19 protein-coding genes are annotated in these 17,638 nt (G+C 53.9%); 14 read left to right on the forward strand and 5 right to left on the reverse strand.

What is annotated here, in order from left to right; translation table 11 throughout:
* Window positions 1-15: 15 nt before the first annotated feature.
* The gene (gene recQ / locus ACRPFF_RS03175; protein ID WP_432673768.1) at window positions 16-2,316 is read left to right on the forward strand and encodes a DNA helicase RecQ; all 2,301 of its coding nucleotides are present in this window, start codon (window positions 16-18) and stop codon (window positions 2,314-2,316) included.
* Between the two features lie 36 nt (window positions 2,317-2,352).
* On the opposite strand, the gene ACRPFF_RS03180 is transcribed toward recQ, so the two are convergent.
* The 3 genes from ACRPFF_RS03180 to bioH form a co-directional block, all read right to left on the reverse strand.
* Window positions 2,353-3,849 carry a gliding motility protein gene (locus ACRPFF_RS03180; protein WP_432673769.1) on the reverse strand — a complete coding sequence of 499 codons (1,497 nt, stop codon included), beginning with the start codon at window positions 3,847-3,849 and terminating at the stop codon, window positions 2,353-2,355.
* A gap of 81 nt (window positions 3,850-3,930) precedes the next feature.
* Entirely contained in the window at window positions 3,931-4,719 is a 789-nt protein-coding gene (locus ACRPFF_RS03185; protein WP_432673770.1) for a class I SAM-dependent methyltransferase, read from the reverse strand.
* 1 nt (window position 4,720) lies between these two features.
* Window positions 4,721-5,464: a pimeloyl-ACP methyl ester esterase BioH gene (gene bioH / locus ACRPFF_RS03190; RefSeq protein WP_309485648.1), complete on the reverse strand. Its 744-nt coding sequence runs from the start codon at window positions 5,462-5,464 to the stop codon at window positions 4,721-4,723.
* Between bioH and ACRPFF_RS03195 the strand changes: the two genes are divergently transcribed.
* The 13 genes from ACRPFF_RS03195 (at window position 5,463) to ACRPFF_RS03255 (ending at window position 15,679) form a co-directional block, all read left to right on the forward strand.
* Window positions 5,463-6,188 carry a ComF family protein gene (locus ACRPFF_RS03195; RefSeq protein ID WP_432673771.1) on the forward strand — a complete coding sequence of 242 codons (726 nt, stop codon included), beginning with the start codon at window positions 5,463-5,465 and terminating at the stop codon, window positions 6,186-6,188. The genes bioH and ACRPFF_RS03195 overlap by 2 nt on opposite strands.
* Window positions 6,189-6,252: 64 nt before the next feature.
* Complete coding sequence (gene trmL / locus ACRPFF_RS03200) at window positions 6,253-6,717, forward strand: tRNA (uridine(34)/cytosine(34)/5-carboxymethylaminomethyluridine(34)-2'-O)-methyltransferase TrmL (RefSeq protein ID WP_432673772.1); 465 nt, start codon at window positions 6,253-6,255, stop codon at window positions 6,715-6,717.
* 127 nt (window positions 6,718-6,844) lie between these two features.
* Entirely contained in the window at window positions 6,845-7,564 is a 720-nt protein-coding gene (locus ACRPFF_RS03205; RefSeq protein WP_411712576.1) for a septal ring lytic transglycosylase RlpA family protein, read from the forward strand.
* A gap of 53 nt (window positions 7,565-7,617) precedes the next feature.
* Window positions 7,618-7,944, forward strand: coding sequence for a PepSY domain-containing protein (locus tag ACRPFF_RS03210; protein ID WP_025458240.1), 327 nt, complete (start codon window positions 7,618-7,620; stop codon window positions 7,942-7,944).
* An 81-nt stretch (window positions 7,945-8,025) separates the two neighbouring features.
* Entirely contained in the window at window positions 8,026-8,610 is a 585-nt protein-coding gene (gene ruvA / locus ACRPFF_RS03215) for a Holliday junction branch migration protein RuvA (protein ID WP_432673773.1), read from the forward strand.
* Complete coding sequence (locus ACRPFF_RS03220) at window positions 8,610-8,747, forward strand: hypothetical protein (protein ID WP_432673774.1); 138 nt, start codon at window positions 8,610-8,612, stop codon at window positions 8,745-8,747. The genes ruvA and ACRPFF_RS03220 overlap by 1 nt, the downstream gene beginning before the upstream one ends.
* 25 nt (window positions 8,748-8,772) lie before the next feature.
* Window positions 8,773-10,629, forward strand: a complete 1,857-nt coding sequence (locus tag ACRPFF_RS03225) for an ABC transporter ATP-binding protein (RefSeq protein ID WP_432673786.1) — start codon at window positions 8,773-8,775, stop codon at window positions 10,627-10,629.
* A 125-nt stretch (window positions 10,630-10,754) separates the two neighbouring features.
* The gene (locus tag ACRPFF_RS03230; protein ID WP_432673775.1) at window positions 10,755-11,402 is read left to right on the forward strand and encodes a hypothetical protein; all 648 of its coding nucleotides are present in this window, start codon (window positions 10,755-10,757) and stop codon (window positions 11,400-11,402) included.
* Window position 11,403: 1 nt separating this feature from the next.
* Window positions 11,404-11,895, forward strand: coding sequence for a surface-adhesin E family protein (locus tag ACRPFF_RS03235; RefSeq protein WP_349273047.1), 492 nt, complete (start codon window positions 11,404-11,406; stop codon window positions 11,893-11,895).
* Window positions 11,896-11,956: 61 nt separating this feature from the next.
* Window positions 11,957-12,823, forward strand: coding sequence for a ribosome small subunit-dependent GTPase A (rsgA, locus tag ACRPFF_RS03240; protein ID WP_432673776.1), 867 nt, complete (start codon window positions 11,957-11,959; stop codon window positions 12,821-12,823).
* 27 nt (window positions 12,824-12,850) lie between these two features.
* On the forward strand, window positions 12,851-13,159 hold the full coding sequence (locus ACRPFF_RS03245) for an exodeoxyribonuclease VII small subunit (protein ID WP_003676973.1): 309 nt from the start codon (window positions 12,851-12,853) through the stop codon (window positions 13,157-13,159).
* On the forward strand, window positions 13,143-14,039 hold the full coding sequence (locus ACRPFF_RS03250) for a polyprenyl synthetase family protein (protein ID WP_432673777.1): 897 nt from the start codon (window positions 13,143-13,145) through the stop codon (window positions 14,037-14,039). The genes ACRPFF_RS03245 and ACRPFF_RS03250 overlap by 17 nt, the downstream gene beginning before the upstream one ends.
* 143 nt (window positions 14,040-14,182) lie before the next feature.
* A complete protein-coding gene (locus ACRPFF_RS03255) occupies window positions 14,183-15,679 on the forward strand; it encodes a subtype B tannase (protein ID WP_411712635.1) in 1,497 nt (498 codons plus the stop codon).
* A 93-nt stretch (window positions 15,680-15,772) separates the two neighbouring features.
* Here ACRPFF_RS03255 and ACRPFF_RS03260 read toward each other — a convergent pair whose 3' ends face one another.
* Together ACRPFF_RS03260 and nuoN are read right to left on the reverse strand one after the other, a co-directional pair.
* Complete coding sequence (locus ACRPFF_RS03260; protein WP_411712581.1) at window positions 15,773-16,072, reverse strand: DUF2818 family protein; 300 nt, start codon at window positions 16,070-16,072, stop codon at window positions 15,773-15,775.
* 115 nt (window positions 16,073-16,187) lie between these two features.
* Entirely contained in the window at window positions 16,188-17,630 is a 1,443-nt protein-coding gene (nuoN, locus tag ACRPFF_RS03265) for an NADH-quinone oxidoreductase subunit NuoN (RefSeq protein WP_411712582.1), read from the reverse strand.
* Window positions 17,631-17,638: the final 8 nt, after the last annotated feature.

Genomic DNA, 17,638 nt, shown 5'->3' on the forward strand with positions numbered 1-17,638 from the left:
GAGCACGGAACCATCATGCACCGACCGACCGCCAAACAGATTTTGCACGAAGTATTCGGTTATCCCGAATTTCGCGGCAAGCAGGAGGCTATCGTCAATGCTTTGGCCGGCGGCGAGAGTTTGATGGTGCTGATGCCGACGGGCGGGGGCAAGTCTTTGTGTTACCAGATTCCGGCGCTGATGCGCGAAGGCGTGGCGGTTGTCGTATCGCCGCTGATTGCGCTGATGAACGACCAAGTGGCCAGCCTGCATGTGGCCGGGATTGAAGCGGCGGCAGTCAACAGCAGCACATCGGCAGATGAGGCGCACGAGATTGCCGACAAGCTTGCCCAAGGCCGCCTGAAACTGCTTTATGTCGCACCGGAACGCTTGGTTACCGACCGCTTTTTACGTTTTCTCGATCAACAAACCGTCAGCCTGTTGGCCATTGATGAGGCGCATTGCGTCAGCCAATGGGGACACGATTTCCGCCCTGAATATCAACAGCTCGGCATGCTTGCCGAACGCTATCCGAACGTCCCGCGCATCGCCCTGACCGCCACCGCCGATGCGGCCACGCGCGCCGACATCAAGCATTATCTGCACTTGGACGATGCGCCCGAATTTGTCTCCAGCTTTGACCGCCCGAATATTTATTATCAGGTTATCGAAAAAAATAACGGCAAAAAACAACTGCTTGAATTTATCCGCAAAGAAATGGCGGGACAAAGCGGCATTGTGTATTGTTTAAGCCGCAAAAAGGTGGAAGATGTGGCGCGGTTTTTGCGTGAAAACGGATTAAACGCGATTCCATATCATGCCGGTTTGGGTATGGACGTACGCGAGGAAAACCAACGCCGCTTTACGCATGAAGACAATATTATTGTGGTGGCGACCGTGGCGTTCGGCATGGGCATAGACAAACCCGACGTGCGCTTTGTCGCCCATCTCGATATGCCCCAGAGTATCGAACATTTCTATCAGGAGTCGGGGCGCGCCGGCAGGGACGGGCTGCCTGCCGCGAGCTGGCTGTGTTACGGCCTGAACGATTGGGTGTTGCTGCGCGAACGGATTGCCGAAGGCAACAGCGACGATGTGCAAAAGCAAATCGAAATGCAAAAACTCGATGCCATGCTTTCCGTCTGCGAAACCGCCGCCTGCCGCCGCGTACTGCTGCTCAAACATTTCGGCGAAGAATCCGAACCCTGCAGCCATTGGGACAACTGCCTGCATCCGCCCGTGCGGTTTGACGGCACAGTGTTGGTGCAAAAACTCCTAAGCTGCGTGTACCGCGCCGGACAATGTTTTGCCGCCGGTTATATCACCAACCTTTTGCGCGGCAAAAGCGACGATTGGATACGCGGCAACCGGCACGAACAACTGTCCACCTTCGGCATCGGTGCGGAGTTGTCCGACAAAGAATGGCGCAGCGTCATCCGCCAGTGCATCAGCCTCGGCTACCTCACCGTCAACATTGCCCGATATCAGGCATTGCAACTGACCGAAGCCGCCAAAAAAGTCCTCAAAGGCGAAACCGAAGTGATGCTGCGCCCGCTCAAGCGCGACAAGCCCGCCACCCGCACCCTCAAAGACAACTGGCTGCGTACCGAACGCGAAGAACGCCTGTGGCAGGCATTGCGCGTTTGGCGCATGAAACAGGCTGAAGCCGAAGGCATCCCCGCCTATATGATTTTCGGCGACAAAACCCTGCGCGACCTTGTCGAAAAAATGCCGCAAGACCTCAACGATCTGCGCGACATCTACGGCTTGGGCGAAGCCAAAATCGACCGTTTCGGACACGGCATACTCAAAGTCTGCCAAAACGCTGCCGACTTTAGCCACGATGCCGTCATCCGTCCGCAAACCGAACGCGAACAACAACTGCGTCAAAAACTCGAAGCCTGGCGGTATGAACAGGCAAGGGCGGAAAACTGCGCCCTGCATGCCGTCCTCTCCGACGAAAGCCTTGCCGATATGCTTGCCGCCACGCCCGAAACCGAAACCGACCTCGAAGGTGTGCACGGCTTGGGCAGCGTACGCGCCACCAAATACGGACGGGACATCCTCACCGTCTGCCGTCCGTTTTCAGACGGCATCGATGAAGCCGCCAAACACAAACGCCGCCTGATGCGCGCCCTGATTCAATGGTGCAACGAAACGGCAAAACACGAACAGTCCGAACCCTACCGCATTCTCAGCAAAGCCGCCCTGCGCGCCATTGCCGCCAAACAGCCGGAAGATTTGGCGGAGCTTGCCGCCGTATACGGCGTGGGCGAAGAAAAAGCCGCACGTTACGGTGCGGCGGTGTTGGCAGTGTTGGGACAAAATGCCGTCTGAAGCCCGTTACCAAGTTTCAGACGGCATTGCCTCTATTTAAAAATTCCTGTTTTTATCAAATATTTCAAACAGTTTTTCCTTGTCAGCACAAGACCCCTCCGGTATCAGGTTCAATATCGTTTCCAACGCCTCGGCAATATCTTCCCGCTCTACCGTGTCGATAAAGAGTTTTTTGTCCATTTTGTTGAAACCTCCGGTATAGGCTTTGACCGCCTCTGCCAGCTCCTCTCCTATGTTTTCAGGCGGATTGCCGAGCAGTTTGACCACGCCGGCACGGGTTTTCCGGTACAGCTCCGCCGCTTTTTTGGCTTGGCTTTTCGGGATATGCTCCGCGCCGTCCCAATCGCGGAAGGGGTTGTCGAAATTTTGCGCCAGCCATTCGGGTTTTCGGGCTTTTTCTATCCACAGGTCTAGACCGTCTTCCTTCCGTTTCTTATAAAGTTTCTTCACTGCCTTCGCCGCCTCTTCGGGCAGGCTGCTCATCCACAGCCTGTGCAGCTTCGGCAGCCGGTCGGGATGCGGGATGTCGTCCGCGCCGAAACCGAACAAATCTACGGTAGTGAACACTTCCAAATCCTCAAATCCCGATACGGCGGAAAAATTGGCGATATTGCCCGGTTTGCCCCACAGCCGTATGGTTTTGAGCTTGGGATACGTTTCCGACAGGTTTTGCATATCGAAATCGGCAATGCCCATGACGTTGACGGCGGTCAGGTTTTCCAAACCCCGCACTTTGGGAACGCTTTTGCCCACTTCCAAAATCAGACCCGCGCCCTTTCCGGCGGTACAGACCTTGCAGTTTTCCTTGATTTCGCCTTTCAGGTTCAGGCTGTCCAAGTCTTCGTTCAAATAAAGCGATTCCACGCCGGTCATATCGACAGAAAGGTCGGTTATGCGCGTATTGCTGAAATCCAGCACGGTCTGACCGTGGTTTTCCAGACACAATCGGGTGATAAACGGATATTCCTCCAGATATTCATATAGATTTTTATGCCATTTGGTCAGAAACAGCGAAGACAGGCAGGGAAACGCCTTCAGTTCCATCGCGTCTTCAAAATCGTCCCAAACATCGCTCAAATTCTGTTTGGATATGCCGTATTCCCGTCCGGCAAACATCACGGTCTTTTTACTTTTGGCGGCTTTTTTGAATGCCTTTCTCTGTTTTTCGGGTATCTGCTGCCATCTCAACTGACGGTACACGTCGTAGCCGTCGCCCCAAAAAGAGGCATACTGCTGCGTGTCTTCGCCGACCAGCGGCGCGGTATTCCCAACCCGTACATATCCCGTCGGCACGACGGCACTTGCCTTATACATGTGCAGACCGCGTTCCCAATACATAAAGTCTTTGTAAAGCGGTTTCAAATCCGCCAGTTCCGCCGCCCCAAGCGGTTTGTTGCCCTGCCAGTCCAAAGCCAGCAGGGTTGCACGTGTTTTTTTGCCACCGTGTTCTTCAACTCGGGTAACCTGGCAGGCAGTGTACTGCTTCAGTCTGAAGTTATAGACGCAATATACGTCTCCGGCATCGGCATACATCGGCATTTCCTTTATTTCTGTCGGTTTTCACAGACAGATGCCGTCTGAAGCTTGGAAACGGCTTCAGACGGCATCTGCACATCATCTCTTCGGAAAAAAACGCACCACGTTCTCCCCTTGCGGCAGCATCAGTTTTTTCACGGCGTGTCCGTACACCGTTTCCAGCGTAATGCCCAAACCGCCTTCCCGTTCAAATATTGTCCCGACACACGAACGCGCGGCGTTTTCATCGTTCCACGACATCGCCCGCCAAACGCCCAGCGTGTCCATATCCGCCCAAAACGTTTCCGCCTTTTTGTAATCCAACACCAGCCTCGCCGTATCGGTAACGGGGTCGTAAAAGCCGTTTTCGGCAAGCATATCGCCCAAGTCGTGCATATCGGGAAACATCACGCTGCGGCTTTCAATGCCGTTTTCTTTCAGACGGGATTTCAGTTCCGCCAAGGTATCGCGCCCGAAGCAGGTGAAAAACAGCAGCCCGTCCGTCTTCAGCGCGCGCGCCCAGTTGTGCAGCACGGGAAGGATTTGTTCCGCCGCCAACAGTCCGAGGTTCGACCACAACATATCGGCACACGCTTCGGGCAGCGGCACGGTCGGGGATTGGCAGTGTTGCACCACGCCCCTGCCCGTCAGTTTCTGCCAAAAACCGCCCTTGCGCGCGGCTGCGGCAGCCGCCAAAAAATCCGCACGGGAATCGTATTCTTCAAATACCGCCTGCGGATAGCGTTTCGCCAGCAGGCTGCGGCTGATGTCCGCATCCGCACCGGCAAGCAGGATATGCCCGGGCACGTTGCGGACGAGTGTCAGGCGTTGGTCGGTATGTTCGGCAAGATGGCGGTGAACCTGCCAGCGTGCGTCCTGATGGTTCATCTCAAACCCCTTCCACAAAGTCGCGGTACAGCGCGGCAAACGCTTCCGCGTGGCTCAAAAACGGCGCGTGTGCCGCCTTTTCCATCACAACAAGCCTGCTGCCCTTCAAACGGCGGTGCAGATATTCGCCTATGCGCGGCGGCGTAATCGCGTCTTTGCCGCCGAACACCAGCAGTACCGGAACATCTATCTTGTCCAACAAATGCCGCGCATCCGCCCTTTCCGCCGCGTCCAAAGCTTCCTGTAAGGCGGAGGGCGTGCCGCAGCGCGCCAAATCGGGCAGGATTCTGCCTATGATTTCGGCGGCATCAGGCGTGTGCAGAAGCTGTAATTGTAGAAACTGTTTGATATGTTTGGCATAATCCGTTCGGAACGCGCCGACCATTTTGCCCAATGTAGGCGCGGCAAGCCCTTCGGGATAGTCTTCGGCGGCCGTCAGCCGGGCGAAACTCGCCGTCAGGCAGAGCGAACGGACTTTGTCAGGATGGCGCGCCGCCAGATACAGCGCGACCAATCCGCCGAGCGACCAGCCGAGAATGTCGGCGGGCGCGTCAATTTGGGCGGCAACAGCATCGGCGGCTGCCTCAATATCGAAGGGTTGCACGAAGGGCGCGTCGCCGTGTCCGGGCAAATCGACGGCGGACACCGGCCACGTTGCGGGTAGGCGCGGCATCAAATCGTCGAACACATGGCGGTTCGCCCCCCAACCGTGTATCAGGTAAACTTTTTTGACGGCATCAGGCATGGATTTTCTCTCTTGTTGGCAGCGCATCGCAGACGCGCCCACTATCAGGCGTTGCGTATTATGCCACGGTTCGTCCGGCGTTTCAGACGGCATCTGCGCCGGCTGCCGCGACGATTTGGCAGCATACCGCACCGACGCGGCAAACAGCTGCCCCCTGTGTTTCAGACACATCCAAGGCGGATCGGTGTGCGGCGCGTGCCAGAAAGAACCGCCCGCATTCGACCGGATGTGGGCTTCGCTGTATTACGAACCGCCCGTCAGCAATATGATACGCGCGCTGAAACACTTGGCAGATTTGAGTATGGCGCGCCCGTTGACAAACCTGATGGTACAAAACCCGCCCAACTGGCTTTCAGACGAATGTTTCGATTTCGTCCTGCCCGTACCGCTGGGCAAAGAACGGCTGCTTCAACGCGGCTTCAATCAAAGCGAAAGTATCGTCGAGCTGCTGGCGCAACGCTACGGCTGGCAGATACTGCCCCGACACACCGTATTCCGACACCACCGCCCGCCTCAAAGCACGCTCAAAGGCGGCGACCGACTGAAAAACATCAAAAATGCCTTTGAAATCCGCGAACCGCTGCCGAAAGGCTGTAATATTTTGTTAATCGACGATGTCTTTACCACCGGCGCGACGCTGGGCGANCTGGCGAAGANGCTGAAAAANTCAGGCGCAAACCGCATCTGCTGCTGGACGCTGGCACGCACGCCAATGAAAAAATAACTAAATTTTTTGACACCCATGCCGCCTTATGGCAAGGTTACGCGCCTATAAGTGATTGATATTTATGTTTACCATTGTTTTATACCAGCCGGAAATCCCCCCGAATACNGGCAATATCATCCGCCTGTGCGCCAATACCGGCGCGGATTTGCACCTTGTCAAACCGCTCGGCTTCCCATTGGATTCCGCCAAAATGAAACGCGCCGGGCTCGACTACCACGAGTTCGCCAGCCTGACGGTGCACGAAAACTTCGACGACTGCCTCAAGTCGCTGGCAGGCCGACGTATTTTCGCCCTGACCACCAAAGGCACGGCGCGCCCCGATGAAACCGTGTTTCAAAAAGGCGACGTTTTACTGTTCGGGCCGGAAACGCGCGGACTGCCTGCCGACATCCTCGACAGCCTGCCCGCCGCGCAAAAAATCCGCCTGCCGATGCAGCCCGGCAGCCGGAGTATGAACCTGTCCAACACCGTTGCCGTGATTCTCTTCGAAGCATGGCGGCAACACGGTTACGCAGGCGGCGTTTGAACGCAAGTTCATGCCGTCTGAAAACCGTTCGGACGCATTCCGAACCGCTGCCGCAGCGTGCGGCGGTTCGGAATGTGTCCGTAGGGCATGATGCCCATTCATCTTCAACTCAAGAACGGAACACGTTTTGACTTTAACCCGAAAAACCCTTTTCCTCCTCACCGCCGCATTCGGCATACATTCCTTTCAGACGGCATCCGCCGACGCAGTGGTCAAGGCAGAAAAACTGCACGCCTCCGCCAACCGCAGCTACAAAGTCGCCGGAAAACGCTACACGCCGATAAACCAAGTCGCCGAGTTCACGCAAACCGGCAACGCCTCGTGGTACGGCGGCAGATTTCACGGGCGCAAAACCTCCGGCGGGGACCGCTACGACATGAACGCCTTCACCGCCGCCCACAAAACACTGCCCATTCCCAGCTATGTGCGCGTAACCAATACAAAAAACGGCAAAAGCGTCGTCGTCCGCATCAACGACCGCGGCCCCTTCCACAGCAACCGCATCATCGACGTATCCAAAGCGGCGGCCCAACAATTGGGCTTTGTCAGCCAAGGTACGGCACATGTCAAAATCGAACAAATCGTCCCGGGCCAATCCGCACCGGTTGCCGAAAACAAAGACATCTTTATCGACTTGAAATCTTTCGGTACGGAACACGAAGCACAAGCCTATCTGAACCAAGCCGCCCAAAACCTGGCTTCATCAGCATCAAACCCGAACCTATCGGTTGAAAAACGCCATTACGAATATGTCGTCAAAATGGGGCCGTTTTCCTCGCAGGAACGTGCCGCCGAAGCCGAAGCTCAGGCACGCGGTATGATTCAGACGGCATTGACCGCCGGTTGATGTCCCGCCTTTACGTCCTTCAAATACCACCAGATACTTCGCAGGAACAAAACATGAACTTCAAACGCCTTCTCTTGACCGCCGCCACAACCGCACTGCTGGGCATTTCCGCCCCCGCACTCGCCCACCACGACGGACACGGCGATGACGACCACGGACACGCCGCACACCAACACAACAAACAAGACAAAATCATCAGCCGCGCCCAAGCCGAAAAAGCAGCGTTGGCGCGTGTCGGCGGCAAAATCACCGACATCGATCTCGAACACGACGACGGCCGTCCGCACTATGATGTCGAAATCGTCAAAAACGGACAGGAATACAAAGTCGTTGTCGATGCCCATACCGGCCGCGTGATTTCCTCCCGCCACGACGACTGAATTTGATACAATCCGTGCCGTCTGAAGCCCGAACCGGTTTCAGACGGCATTTTGCACCCGACACTTCAGGATTCGGCACACATGATCAGCAGACTGACCGGCAAACTGGTTGAAAAAAACCCTCCGCAAATCGTCATCGATGTCAACGGTGTCGGTTATGAAGCCGACGTATCGATGCAGACCTTCTACAACCTGCCGCCCGTGGGTGAAAGCGTACAACTGTTTACCCAGCTTATCATTCGGGAAGACGCACATCTTTTATTTGGTTTTGCCACTGCGGAAGAGCGCAAAACATTCCGCCAACTGATTAAGGTCAGCGGCATCGGGGCAAAAACCGCCTTGGGGATTTTATCGGCAATGACTGCCGACGAACTGGCGCAGGCGGTTGCAGAAGAAGATGTCAAACGCCTCTCCTCCGCTCCGGGAATCGGCAAAAAAACCGCCGAACGCATGGTCTTGGAACTGCGCGGCAAGCTGGTCGCGCATACGGTAACAGACGGGCTGTTTGCCGCCCCGTCCGAGAATGACGAAACCAATGACATCGTCAGCACGCTGCTTGCGCTGGGTTACAGCGAACGCGAGGCAAAAGCGGCGGTCAAAGGCGTTCCGAAAGGGACGAACGTGGGCGAAGGCGTGCGCCTTGCTTTGAAAAACCTGCTGAAATAATGCCGTCTGAAGGCGGCGCGGCGTTTGCCCTGACGAAATCCTGCGTTTCCACCCCGCGCTGTCTTCCCGACGGCTTTTCCCGTAAAATGGCGTTATTGTCCTTCCTTTCAGACGGCATTGTGTTTGATGCCGTCTGAAACTGTTTTACCGAAATCGAAAACAATGTTGAACAAAATATTTTCCTGGTTCGAGTCCCGAATCGACCCCTACCCCGAAGCCGCGCCGAAAACGCCAGAAAAAGGCTTGTGGCGGTTTGTCTGGAGCAGTATGACCGGCGTGCGGAAATGGATAGCCGCCCTAGCTGCGCTGACCGCCGGCATCGGCATTATGGAAGCCCTGATTTTTCAATTTATGGGCAAAATCGTGGAATGGCTCGGCAAATACGCGCCCGCCGAACTGTTTGCCGAAAAAGGTTGGGAGTTGGCGGCAATGGCGGCCATGATGGTGTTTTCGGTCGTGTGGGCGTTTGCCGCGTCCAACGTGCGCCTGCAAACCCTTCAGGGCGTGTTCCCTATGCGCCTGCGCTGGAACTTCCACCGCCTGATGCTGAACCAGAGCCTCGGTTTTTATCAGGACGAATTTGCCGGCCGCGTGTCCGCCAAAGTCATGCAGACCGCGCTGGCGTTGCGCGACGCGGTGATGACGGTTGCCGATATGGTGGTTTATGTGTCGGTGTATTTCATCACTTCGGGCGTGATTCTCGCCTCGCTCGACTCATGGCTGCTGCTGCCCTTTATCGGCTGGATAATCGGTTTCGCTTCGGTAATGCGCCTGCTGATTCCCAAATTGGGGCAAACCGCCGCGCGGCAGGCGGATGCCCGCTCGCTGATGACCGGCCGCATTACCGACGCCTATTCCAACATCACCACCGTCAAACTCTTCTCCCACGGCGCGCGCGAAGCGGCCTACGCCAAGCAGTCGATGGAAGAATTTATGGTGACGGTACACGCCCAAATGCGTTTGGCAACGCTTCTGCACACCTGCAGCTTCATCGTCAACAGCTCGCTGACCGCCGGCACGACCGCACTGGGCATCTGGCTCTGGCACAACGGACAGGTCGGCGTGGGCGCGGTCGCCACCGCCACCGCGATGGCGTTGCGCGTCAATGGGCTGTCGCAATACATTATGTGGGAATCCGCGCGGCTGTTTGAAAACATCGGCACCGTCAACGACGGCATGGCGACCCTGTCCAAACCCCACACCATCCTCGACAAACCGCACGCCCTGCCGCTGAAAGTTACCCGAGGCGAAATCAAGTTTGATCACGTCGATTTTTCCTACGAAGCAGGCAAACCGCTGCTCAACGGCTTTAATCTGAACATCAAACCCGGCGAAAAAGTCGGCTTGATCGGCCGCAGCGGCGCAGGAAAATCCACCATCGTCAACCTGCTCCTGCGCTTTTACGAACCGCAAAGCGGCACGATTTCGATCGATGGCCAAAACGTGGACAGCGTTACCCAAGAAAGCCTGCGCGCCCAAATCGGTTTGGTGACGCAAGATACTTCCCTGCTGCACCGCTCCGTCCGTGACAACATTATCTACGGCCGTCCCGATGCGACCGAAGCCGAGATGATTTCCGCCGCCGAACGCGCCGAGGCCGCCGGTTTTATTCCTAACTTAAGCGATGCCAAAGGCCGACGCGGCTATGACGCACACGTTGGCGAACGCGGCGTGAAACTTTCCGGCGGCCAGCGCCAACGCATCGCCATCGCCCGCGTTATGCTCAAAGACGCGCCGATTCTGTTGCTTGACGAAGCCACCAGCGCGCTCGACTCCGAAGTCGAAGCCGCCATCCAAGAAAGTCTCGACAAAATGATGGACGGCAAAACCGTCATCGCCATCGCCCACCGCCTCTCCACTATCGCCGCGATGGACAGGCTCATCGTCTTAGACAAAGGCCGCATCATCGAAGAAGGCAGCCATACCGAGTTGCTCGAGAAACAAGGCCTGTATGCCAAACTTTGGGCGCACCAAAGTGGCGGCTTCTTGAGTGAACATGTTGAGTGGGAAAACAATTAAACGCTTGGAAAGAAGATAAAAGGCCGTCTGAAAAAACAATAATTTAGATCGTGCTTAATTTGATGTCATGAATTAAAATGGTTATGTAATTCAACGATAATTTACGCTAACTTTAGAAAGACAATATGAAACGATCTATCAAATATTTGAGTATGGCTGTATTTGCACTTGCAGCAAATGCATGGGCAGGAAGTGCGGAAGAAGAGTTGCTGAATGCATTTGTAAAATGTGATGCATCTATGTTTGATATCTTGAAAAACAAGCAGGAGCAATTGAGTAAATATGCTCCGATTGAGAAAGTAAGAAAGACTGCACGTTTTCAGTTAGGTAGTGCCGATGAAGATGGGAAAAGACAGGTTATCTTCAATAAACCGATAATAGTAAACGGCATACATTTTAGTAGTTTTTCGGCAGCATATTCGGAACTGCCGGTTAATGAGACGGGTAAAAATCCTGTCTTTTATTTCTGGGGGTTCGAGCTTAAAAAAGCTCAGGCTGCTGATGTGGTAGCAAAGTTCCCTCAATGGGGATTGAAACCGATGGGAGAGTATTTTGTGACTTCTCCGCAAATTATTATTAATAGTCATAAGTCTTTGCGTTGGCAGCCAAATATGCAAGCAACGTCTGGTTCGATGCCTGCAAAAAATACAGTAGAAAAATCGCTGATATTGGAAGAGAGTGACGGTAAAACTTCTCTCATCTGTACTATTCAGGGTTATCCGAATGATAAACTGATTCGTCGTGAACGACTTGATCTAATCGGGGGAAAGTAAAATGAAAAAGTTAGCTGTTTTTTTAATGACAATTTGTTTACCAATCTCAGTATTTGCCGATAAGCCAAGATTTTTGCCGATGCTGGAGGATGCTCAGAGTCGTGTTTATGCAGATATGGAAAGTATCAAGAATCATCCTCACAATCCAAATTTGTTAGTATATGATGTGATAACTAATTTTGATGATACGGATAAAGATTTGGCAGGTATTTCCATGATAGAGAAGCACTATCTGGATTGTCTGAACAGGATTGATATTATGAATCCGGAGCCGGCAAAGATATACAGTCGTCATTTTGGAAAGGGGAAATTATTGCATGAGATCCCAAGGGAATCTGAACGGTTTGAAATGAAAGAGATTTCGATGATGAGTATACTATCTGCTGCTGTGTGTAGTGTCGGAGGTCATGATTTTGGTGGTAATCCGAATGCTTTAGAAGATATGGGAAAAGCGTTGGATAAAATGGAGCAAAAGAAAGGTCGGAAAAGATAAATCTCAAGGCCGTCTGAAAACATTTTCAGACAGCCTTCCCGTTCCCCCACCCGTCAAAACCATGACCAATACCGCCCAAATCATCACCAGCTACGGCCGCCGCTACATCGTGCGCACGCCCGACGGCAAAACCTACGAAGCCAGCACGCGCAAAAAGCGGGTCGATTTCGCCTGCGGCGACCGCGTGCATATCCAAAACATCAACGCCGAACAAGCCGTCATCGAAGACTACCTGCCGCGCGAAAGCCTGCTCTACCGCCAAGACGCTTGGAAAACCAAACTTATCGCTGCGAATGTTACCCAGCTCCTTATCGTTACCGCCGCCGTTCCCTCGCCCAGCGAAGCCTTGTTGCAACGCGCCCTCCTGGCCGCTGAAGCCGCGGGCATCCAAGCTGTCATCATCCTGAACAAAGCCGACCTGCCTGAAACCGCCCTCTGGCGTGAAAAACTCAAATTCTACGAAACGCTCGGTTATCTCGTCATCGAAACCCGCGCGCTGGAAAACGCCGACATCCTGCGCCCCGTCCTGCAAGGGCATAGCAACATTCTGCTCGGACAAAGCGGCATGGGTAAATCCACCCTGACCAACGCCCTCTTGGGCAACCAAACCGCCCGCACTGGCGACATTTCCACCGCGCTCGATTCCGGCAAACACACCACCACCCACGCCCAGCTTTACGATTTAAACGAAGAAACCCAATTAATCGACTCCCCGGGTTTGCAAGAATTCGGCCTGCACCACCTCGAAGCCGCCGACCTACTGCAATACTTCCCCGACCTGAGCCATCTCGTCGGGCAATGCCGCTTCCACAACTGCACCCACCGCGCCGAACCCGGCTGCGCCGTCAAAGCCGCCGCACAAACCGGTGAAATCCGCACCGAACGGCTGACCTTCCTGCAACGCATTACCGACGATCTGCTCAAATAACCTCTTGCCGTTTGCAGGACAAAAACCATGCCGTCTGAAATCCTGCTGTTTCAGACGGCATCCGGTTTTCAGAAATGCTACAATTCCGTTTTTACAGAAACTCCCGACACCATGAAGAAAATTACCCCGAAATCGTTTGAAGAGGCCCTGTCGCGCCTTGAATCACTGACCCAGTCCATGCAGGGGGAAATGCCGTTGGAAGATGCACTGGCGGCATATCAGGAAGGCAACGAACTGGTCAGATACTGCCAAACCAAGTTGGCCCAAGTCGAACAAAAGCTACAGGTTTTAGACACAGACGGGCTGAAGGAGTTAAACCTTGAATCCGACGAATGATTTGAAAACGTGGCAACAGAGGGCGCAGGCGCAAACGGAGCTGCTGCTTGAACGGTTTTTGCCGCCCGAGGGGGAAATACCGCACACACTGCACGAAGCGATGCGTTATGCGGCTTTGGACGGAGGCAAACGTCTGCGGCCGATGCTGGTTCTGGCAGCTTCGGAATTAGGCGAAGCCGTGCATGAAGCAGTAGAACAGGCAATGGCAGCAATCGAAATGATCCATGCCTATTCGTTGGTTCACGACGATATGCCGGCAATGGACAACGACAGCCTGCGTCGGGGCAAACCGACCTGCCATGTGAAGTATGGAGAAGCAACCGCCCTTCTGACCGGTGATGCTTTACAGACCCAAGCCTTCGATGTATTGGCGCGTCCGTCCGGCCTGCCTGCTTCGCGGCAGCTGGCGATGTTGTCGGTTTTGGCAAAAGCAGGCGGAAGCAGGGGCATGGCGGGCGGTCAGGCTATCGATTTGGCTAATGTCGGCAAGCAGATGGCCCAAACTGATTTGGAACAGATGCACAGCCTGAAAACAGGGGCGTTGATTCGTGCGGCGGTTTTATTGGGGGCGATGTCTTGCCCGAATCTGTCTGAAAACAGTCTGGCGGTATTGGATGATTATGCGGCAAAACTGGGGCTGGCGTTCCAAGTCATCGACGATGTGTTGGACTGCGAGGCAGACACGGCGACCTTGGGAAAAACAGCGGGCAAAGATGCCGACAACGACAAGCCGACTTATGTAAGACTGATGGGCTTGGACGGTGCGCGGGCATACGCGTACCAACTGACCGACGAAGCAGTCTCGCTGCTCGAACCCTTCGGCAATAAGGCATTACGGCTCAGGCAGCTTGCCGAATTTACGATTGCGCGCAAATACTGAGCAGACTCGGATATGCCGAGACCTTTGCAAAATTCCCCCAAATCCCCTAAATTCCCATCAAGACATTTAGGGGATTTTTGGAGTTTTACAAAGGTCTCTAGTATTGCTTATCATATCCGTGTACCTCTTCAGAAAGTATGATGATGAATGCCCTAAACAAAACCATCTTATCCGTTTCTGTCGCTCTGGGATTGAGTGCCTGCGCTTCCGTCAAAACCGCAGACACCTACGACCTAGACTTCTCCAAACAAAAATACACCGAACAAAGCATCGAAGTGAACGGTCAAACCATCAAATTCCGCGCTTATGAAGGCGTGGTGTACGTCCGCAATCCTGTTGATACCCGTTACGAAATCATCAATATTTATGTACCCGAAGCCTATTACAACGGCGGCGAGATAGACGGTTTCAACGCCGAAACCGCACCGATTTTCCTGCCCAACCAAATCGGCGGCTATATGTCTGCCGAACCGGGTAAACCTGCTTTAGAAGGCAAACGCGGCGAGCCTGAAAACGGCCAAAAATCGCCCAACGCCGCCCTGGTTGCCCTCTCCAAAGGCTACGTCGTCGCCTCCCCCGGCGCACGCGGCCGGACAGAACCCACCGGTAAAGCACCTGCCGCCATTGTCGATTTGAAAGCCGCCGTCCGTTACCTGAAAGCCAACGACAAAGTCATGCCCGGCGATGCCGAAAAAATCATTTCCAACGGCACAAGCGCGGGCGGCGCGATGTCCGCCCTCTTAGGCGCAACAGCCGATCAAAAAGATTACGAAAACCACCTCAAAGCCTTAGGCGCGGCAGACGGCAGCGACAAAGTTTTCGCCGTATCCGCCTACTGCCCGATTATCGATTTGGATCATGCCGACATGGCTTACGAATGGCAGTTCAACGGTATCAACGACTACAAGAAAATGAACATTTCCATGCTCGACTACCGCGTCAAACGCGAGCTGGTCGCCGGCACGCTGACCGACGACGAGAAAAAACTGTCCGACCTCCTCAAACCGCTGTACCCCGCCTATCTCAACAGCCTGAACCTGAAATCTCCCGAAGGCAAACCCCTGACGCTGGATGCCCAAGGCAACGGCAGCTTTAAAAACCATATTGCCGGTTTAATTGCCAAATCTGCACAAGCCCAGCTTGATGCAGGCAAAGACCTGAGCGACCGCACATGGCTGACCGTCCGCAACGGCAAAGTCGTCTCCGTCGATTTCGATGCCTACGCCAAAGCCGCAGGACGGCAAAAAACACCGCCCGCCTTTGACGGCGTAGATTTGAGCGCGGGCGAAAACCAGCTTTTCGGTAACAATACCGTCGATAAACGCCACTTTACCGCGTTCTCCATGCAACACAACACCGCCGCCAACGCCGAAATCGCAGATGAAGAAACCATCAAAATCATGAACCCACTCAACTACATCGGCAAACCGGGCGTAAGCCTGCCGCCAAACTGGCGCATCCGCGTCGGCACCAACGACCGCGACACCTCACTGGCAGTCTCCGCCGTCTTAGCCGCCAAACTGCAAAACAACGGCCAAACCGTCGACTACGCCCTACCTTGGGATGTCGGCCACGGTGGCGATTATGACTTGGACGAACTGTTTGCCTGGATGAAACAAGTTAGCAACTCTGCAAAATAATTGTTCGCAACATAGATTGAGATGAGATTTGGCATCCCGTTTTAATTGGAAAAATGCCGTCTGAACAAGGCTTCAGACGGCATTATTGTTACCCTATTCCCTGTTGCGCGTATGCCAGAAATACCGCCACACAAAACATGGAAACGCAAAAATCAGGTACAGACAGACGACTGTGGCGTAAAACTCCCAACCCTGATCGTGTACCGATCCTGCACGGGATTCGAGAATATAAGCAAGAATGGCGGTCAGTGCGAAACCTACCGCCAACTCGATCAGGTGATGTCCGAAATGTTTGCGCTTGAGCGGAACAATACCGAACAGCCTGACCGTAAGAAACGGAGCATTGGCAAAAATTAAGGTAAGCAGCAAGAGTGTGTACATAGATGCGGTCATAATCTTCTTTCTCCGCTTTCAGACGGCATAGCCGTTTCCCATGCCGTCTGGAATACGGCGGCAACCTTAAATAAAACGGCAACCTCTGATACGGCTGCCGTGATGATACCGAATATTACAGCGTATTTTCCAGCGCCTTGGCGCACCAGTCGATAACGGTTTGCGGCATGATACCCCAGAGGAGCAACAGGAAGGCATTGACCGTCAGGACAAATTTGGCGGCATAGTTGCTGCCGACCGGCTGGTCATGGTCAGGTGCATCGAAGTAGATGACTTTGACCACGCGCAGGTAGTAGAACGCGCCAATCAGAGACATGATAACGGCAAATACAGACAACCAAACATGGCCTTGTTTCAAGAGTGCCATAATCACGCCGAATTTGGCGTAAAAACCCATCAGCGGCGGAATACCCGCCATGGAGAACATAGACAGCAACATCAGGAAGGCAAACCATGCATGGCGTTGGTTAAGACCCGCGAGGTCTTTAATGTTTTCACACTCAATGTCTTTGGTGGACAATACCATCAAAACACCGAAGCTGACTGCTGCCATCACAGCATAGGTAATGGCGTAATACAAACCAGCGGTAAAGCCGACTGCGCCTGCCATAAACGCCAACAGGATAAAGCCCATGTGCGATACGGTGGAATAGGCAAGCATACGTTTGATATTGGTCTGCATGATGGCGGCAAGGTTGCCGACCACCAAAGAAGCAACGGCAAGGATAGCCAACATCGGTGCCCAGTCTGAATGTATGGTACCCATACCGGTAACAAGGATACGGAACGCAAAGACAACGGCGGCAATTTTCGGAGCCGTACCCACAAAGGCGGTAACAGAGGTCGGCGCGCCATCGTACACATCGGGCACCCACATATGGAATGGAACCGCACCCAATTTAAATGCAATGGCGACCACAATAAACACCATACCCAATTTCAACAACCACTCGTTGGCCTGCTCATTGAAAGCAGAAGCCAAGACGGAAGCAAAATCAAGAGAACCGGTGGCTCCGTAAACCATGGAAATACCATAGAGCAGCAGGCCAGAAGCCAACGCACCCAATACGAAGTATTTCAGCGCGGCCTCGGCAGAGCGGCCGGAATCGCGGCGCAGGGCAATCATGGCATACAGCGACAAAGACAACAATTCCAAACCAATATACGCGGTCAAGAAATGTGCCGAGCTGACCATGACGCTCATACCCAACAGGGCAAACAGCGACAGGGTATAAAACTCGCCTTTAAAGATTTGGCGGTCTTGGTTGTACGGTTTACTGTAAATAAACAAACCAAACGTCAGTGCATACAGCACCAGCTTTGCCAAACGGGACATGCCGTCTGCAATATACATACCGTGAAAGGCATCGACACTGCCCTGCTCCCATACCGCCAATTGGGTAATGGCCACGACAATGACCGTTCCCAAACTCATCAGATGGGTCAAATAGCGGTTTTTATCGCAAATCCACAAGTCTGCCAGCAATACGACACCCAATAGCGCAAGCAGCACGATTTCGGGCATGGCGGGCATTAAATTCAAATCAGACCAGTTCATTTACACAC

The organism is Neisseria sp. SLRRB23, assembly GCF_050896295.1.
Classification (GTDB): domain Bacteria; phylum Pseudomonadota; class Gammaproteobacteria; order Burkholderiales; family Neisseriaceae; genus Neisseria.

Coding starts and splice junctions, on each gene's coding strand:
- ACRPFF_RS03180 (WP_432673769.1), bottom strand. CDS start 3,849: ATGTATGCCGATGCCGGAGACGTATATTGCGTCTATAACTTCAGACTG.
- ACRPFF_RS03225 (WP_432673786.1), top strand. CDS start 8,773: ATGTTGAACAAAATATTTTCCTGGTTCGAGTCCCGAATCGACCCCTAC.
- ACRPFF_RS03185 (WP_432673770.1), bottom strand. CDS start 4,719: ATGAACCATCAGGACGCACGCTGGCAGGTTCACCGCCATCTTGCCGAA.
- rsgA (WP_432673776.1), top strand. CDS start 11,957: ATGACCAATACCGCCCAAATCATCACCAGCTACGGCCGCCGCTACATC.
- ACRPFF_RS03235 (WP_349273047.1), top strand. CDS start 11,404: ATGAAAAAGTTAGCTGTTTTTTTAATGACAATTTGTTTACCAATCTCA.
- ACRPFF_RS03220 (WP_432673774.1), top strand. CDS start 8,610: ATGCCGTCTGAAGGCGGCGCGGCGTTTGCCCTGACGAAATCCTGCGTT.
- ACRPFF_RS03260 (WP_411712581.1), bottom strand. CDS start 16,072: ATGACCGCATCTATGTACACACTCTTGCTGCTTACCTTAATTTTTGCC.
- ACRPFF_RS03255 (WP_411712635.1), top strand. CDS start 14,183: ATGAATGCCCTAAACAAAACCATCTTATCCGTTTCTGTCGCTCTGGGA.
- nuoN (WP_411712582.1), bottom strand. CDS start 17,630: ATGAACTGGTCTGATTTGAATTTAATGCCCGCCATGCCCGAAATCGTG.
- ruvA (WP_432673773.1), top strand. CDS start 8,026: ATGATCAGCAGACTGACCGGCAAACTGGTTGAAAAAAACCCTCCGCAA.
- ACRPFF_RS03230 (WP_432673775.1), top strand. CDS start 10,755: ATGAAACGATCTATCAAATATTTGAGTATGGCTGTATTTGCACTTGCA.
- recQ (WP_432673768.1), top strand. CDS start 16: ATGCACCGACCGACCGCCAAACAGATTTTGCACGAAGTATTCGGTTAT.
- ACRPFF_RS03245 (WP_003676973.1), top strand. CDS start 12,851: ATGCCGTCTGAAATCCTGCTGTTTCAGACGGCATCCGGTTTTCAGAAA.
- ACRPFF_RS03210 (WP_025458240.1), top strand. CDS start 7,618: ATGAACTTCAAACGCCTTCTCTTGACCGCCGCCACAACCGCACTGCTG.
- bioH (WP_309485648.1), bottom strand. CDS start 5,464: ATGCCTGATGCCGTCAAAAAAGTTTACCTGATACACGGTTGGGGGGCG.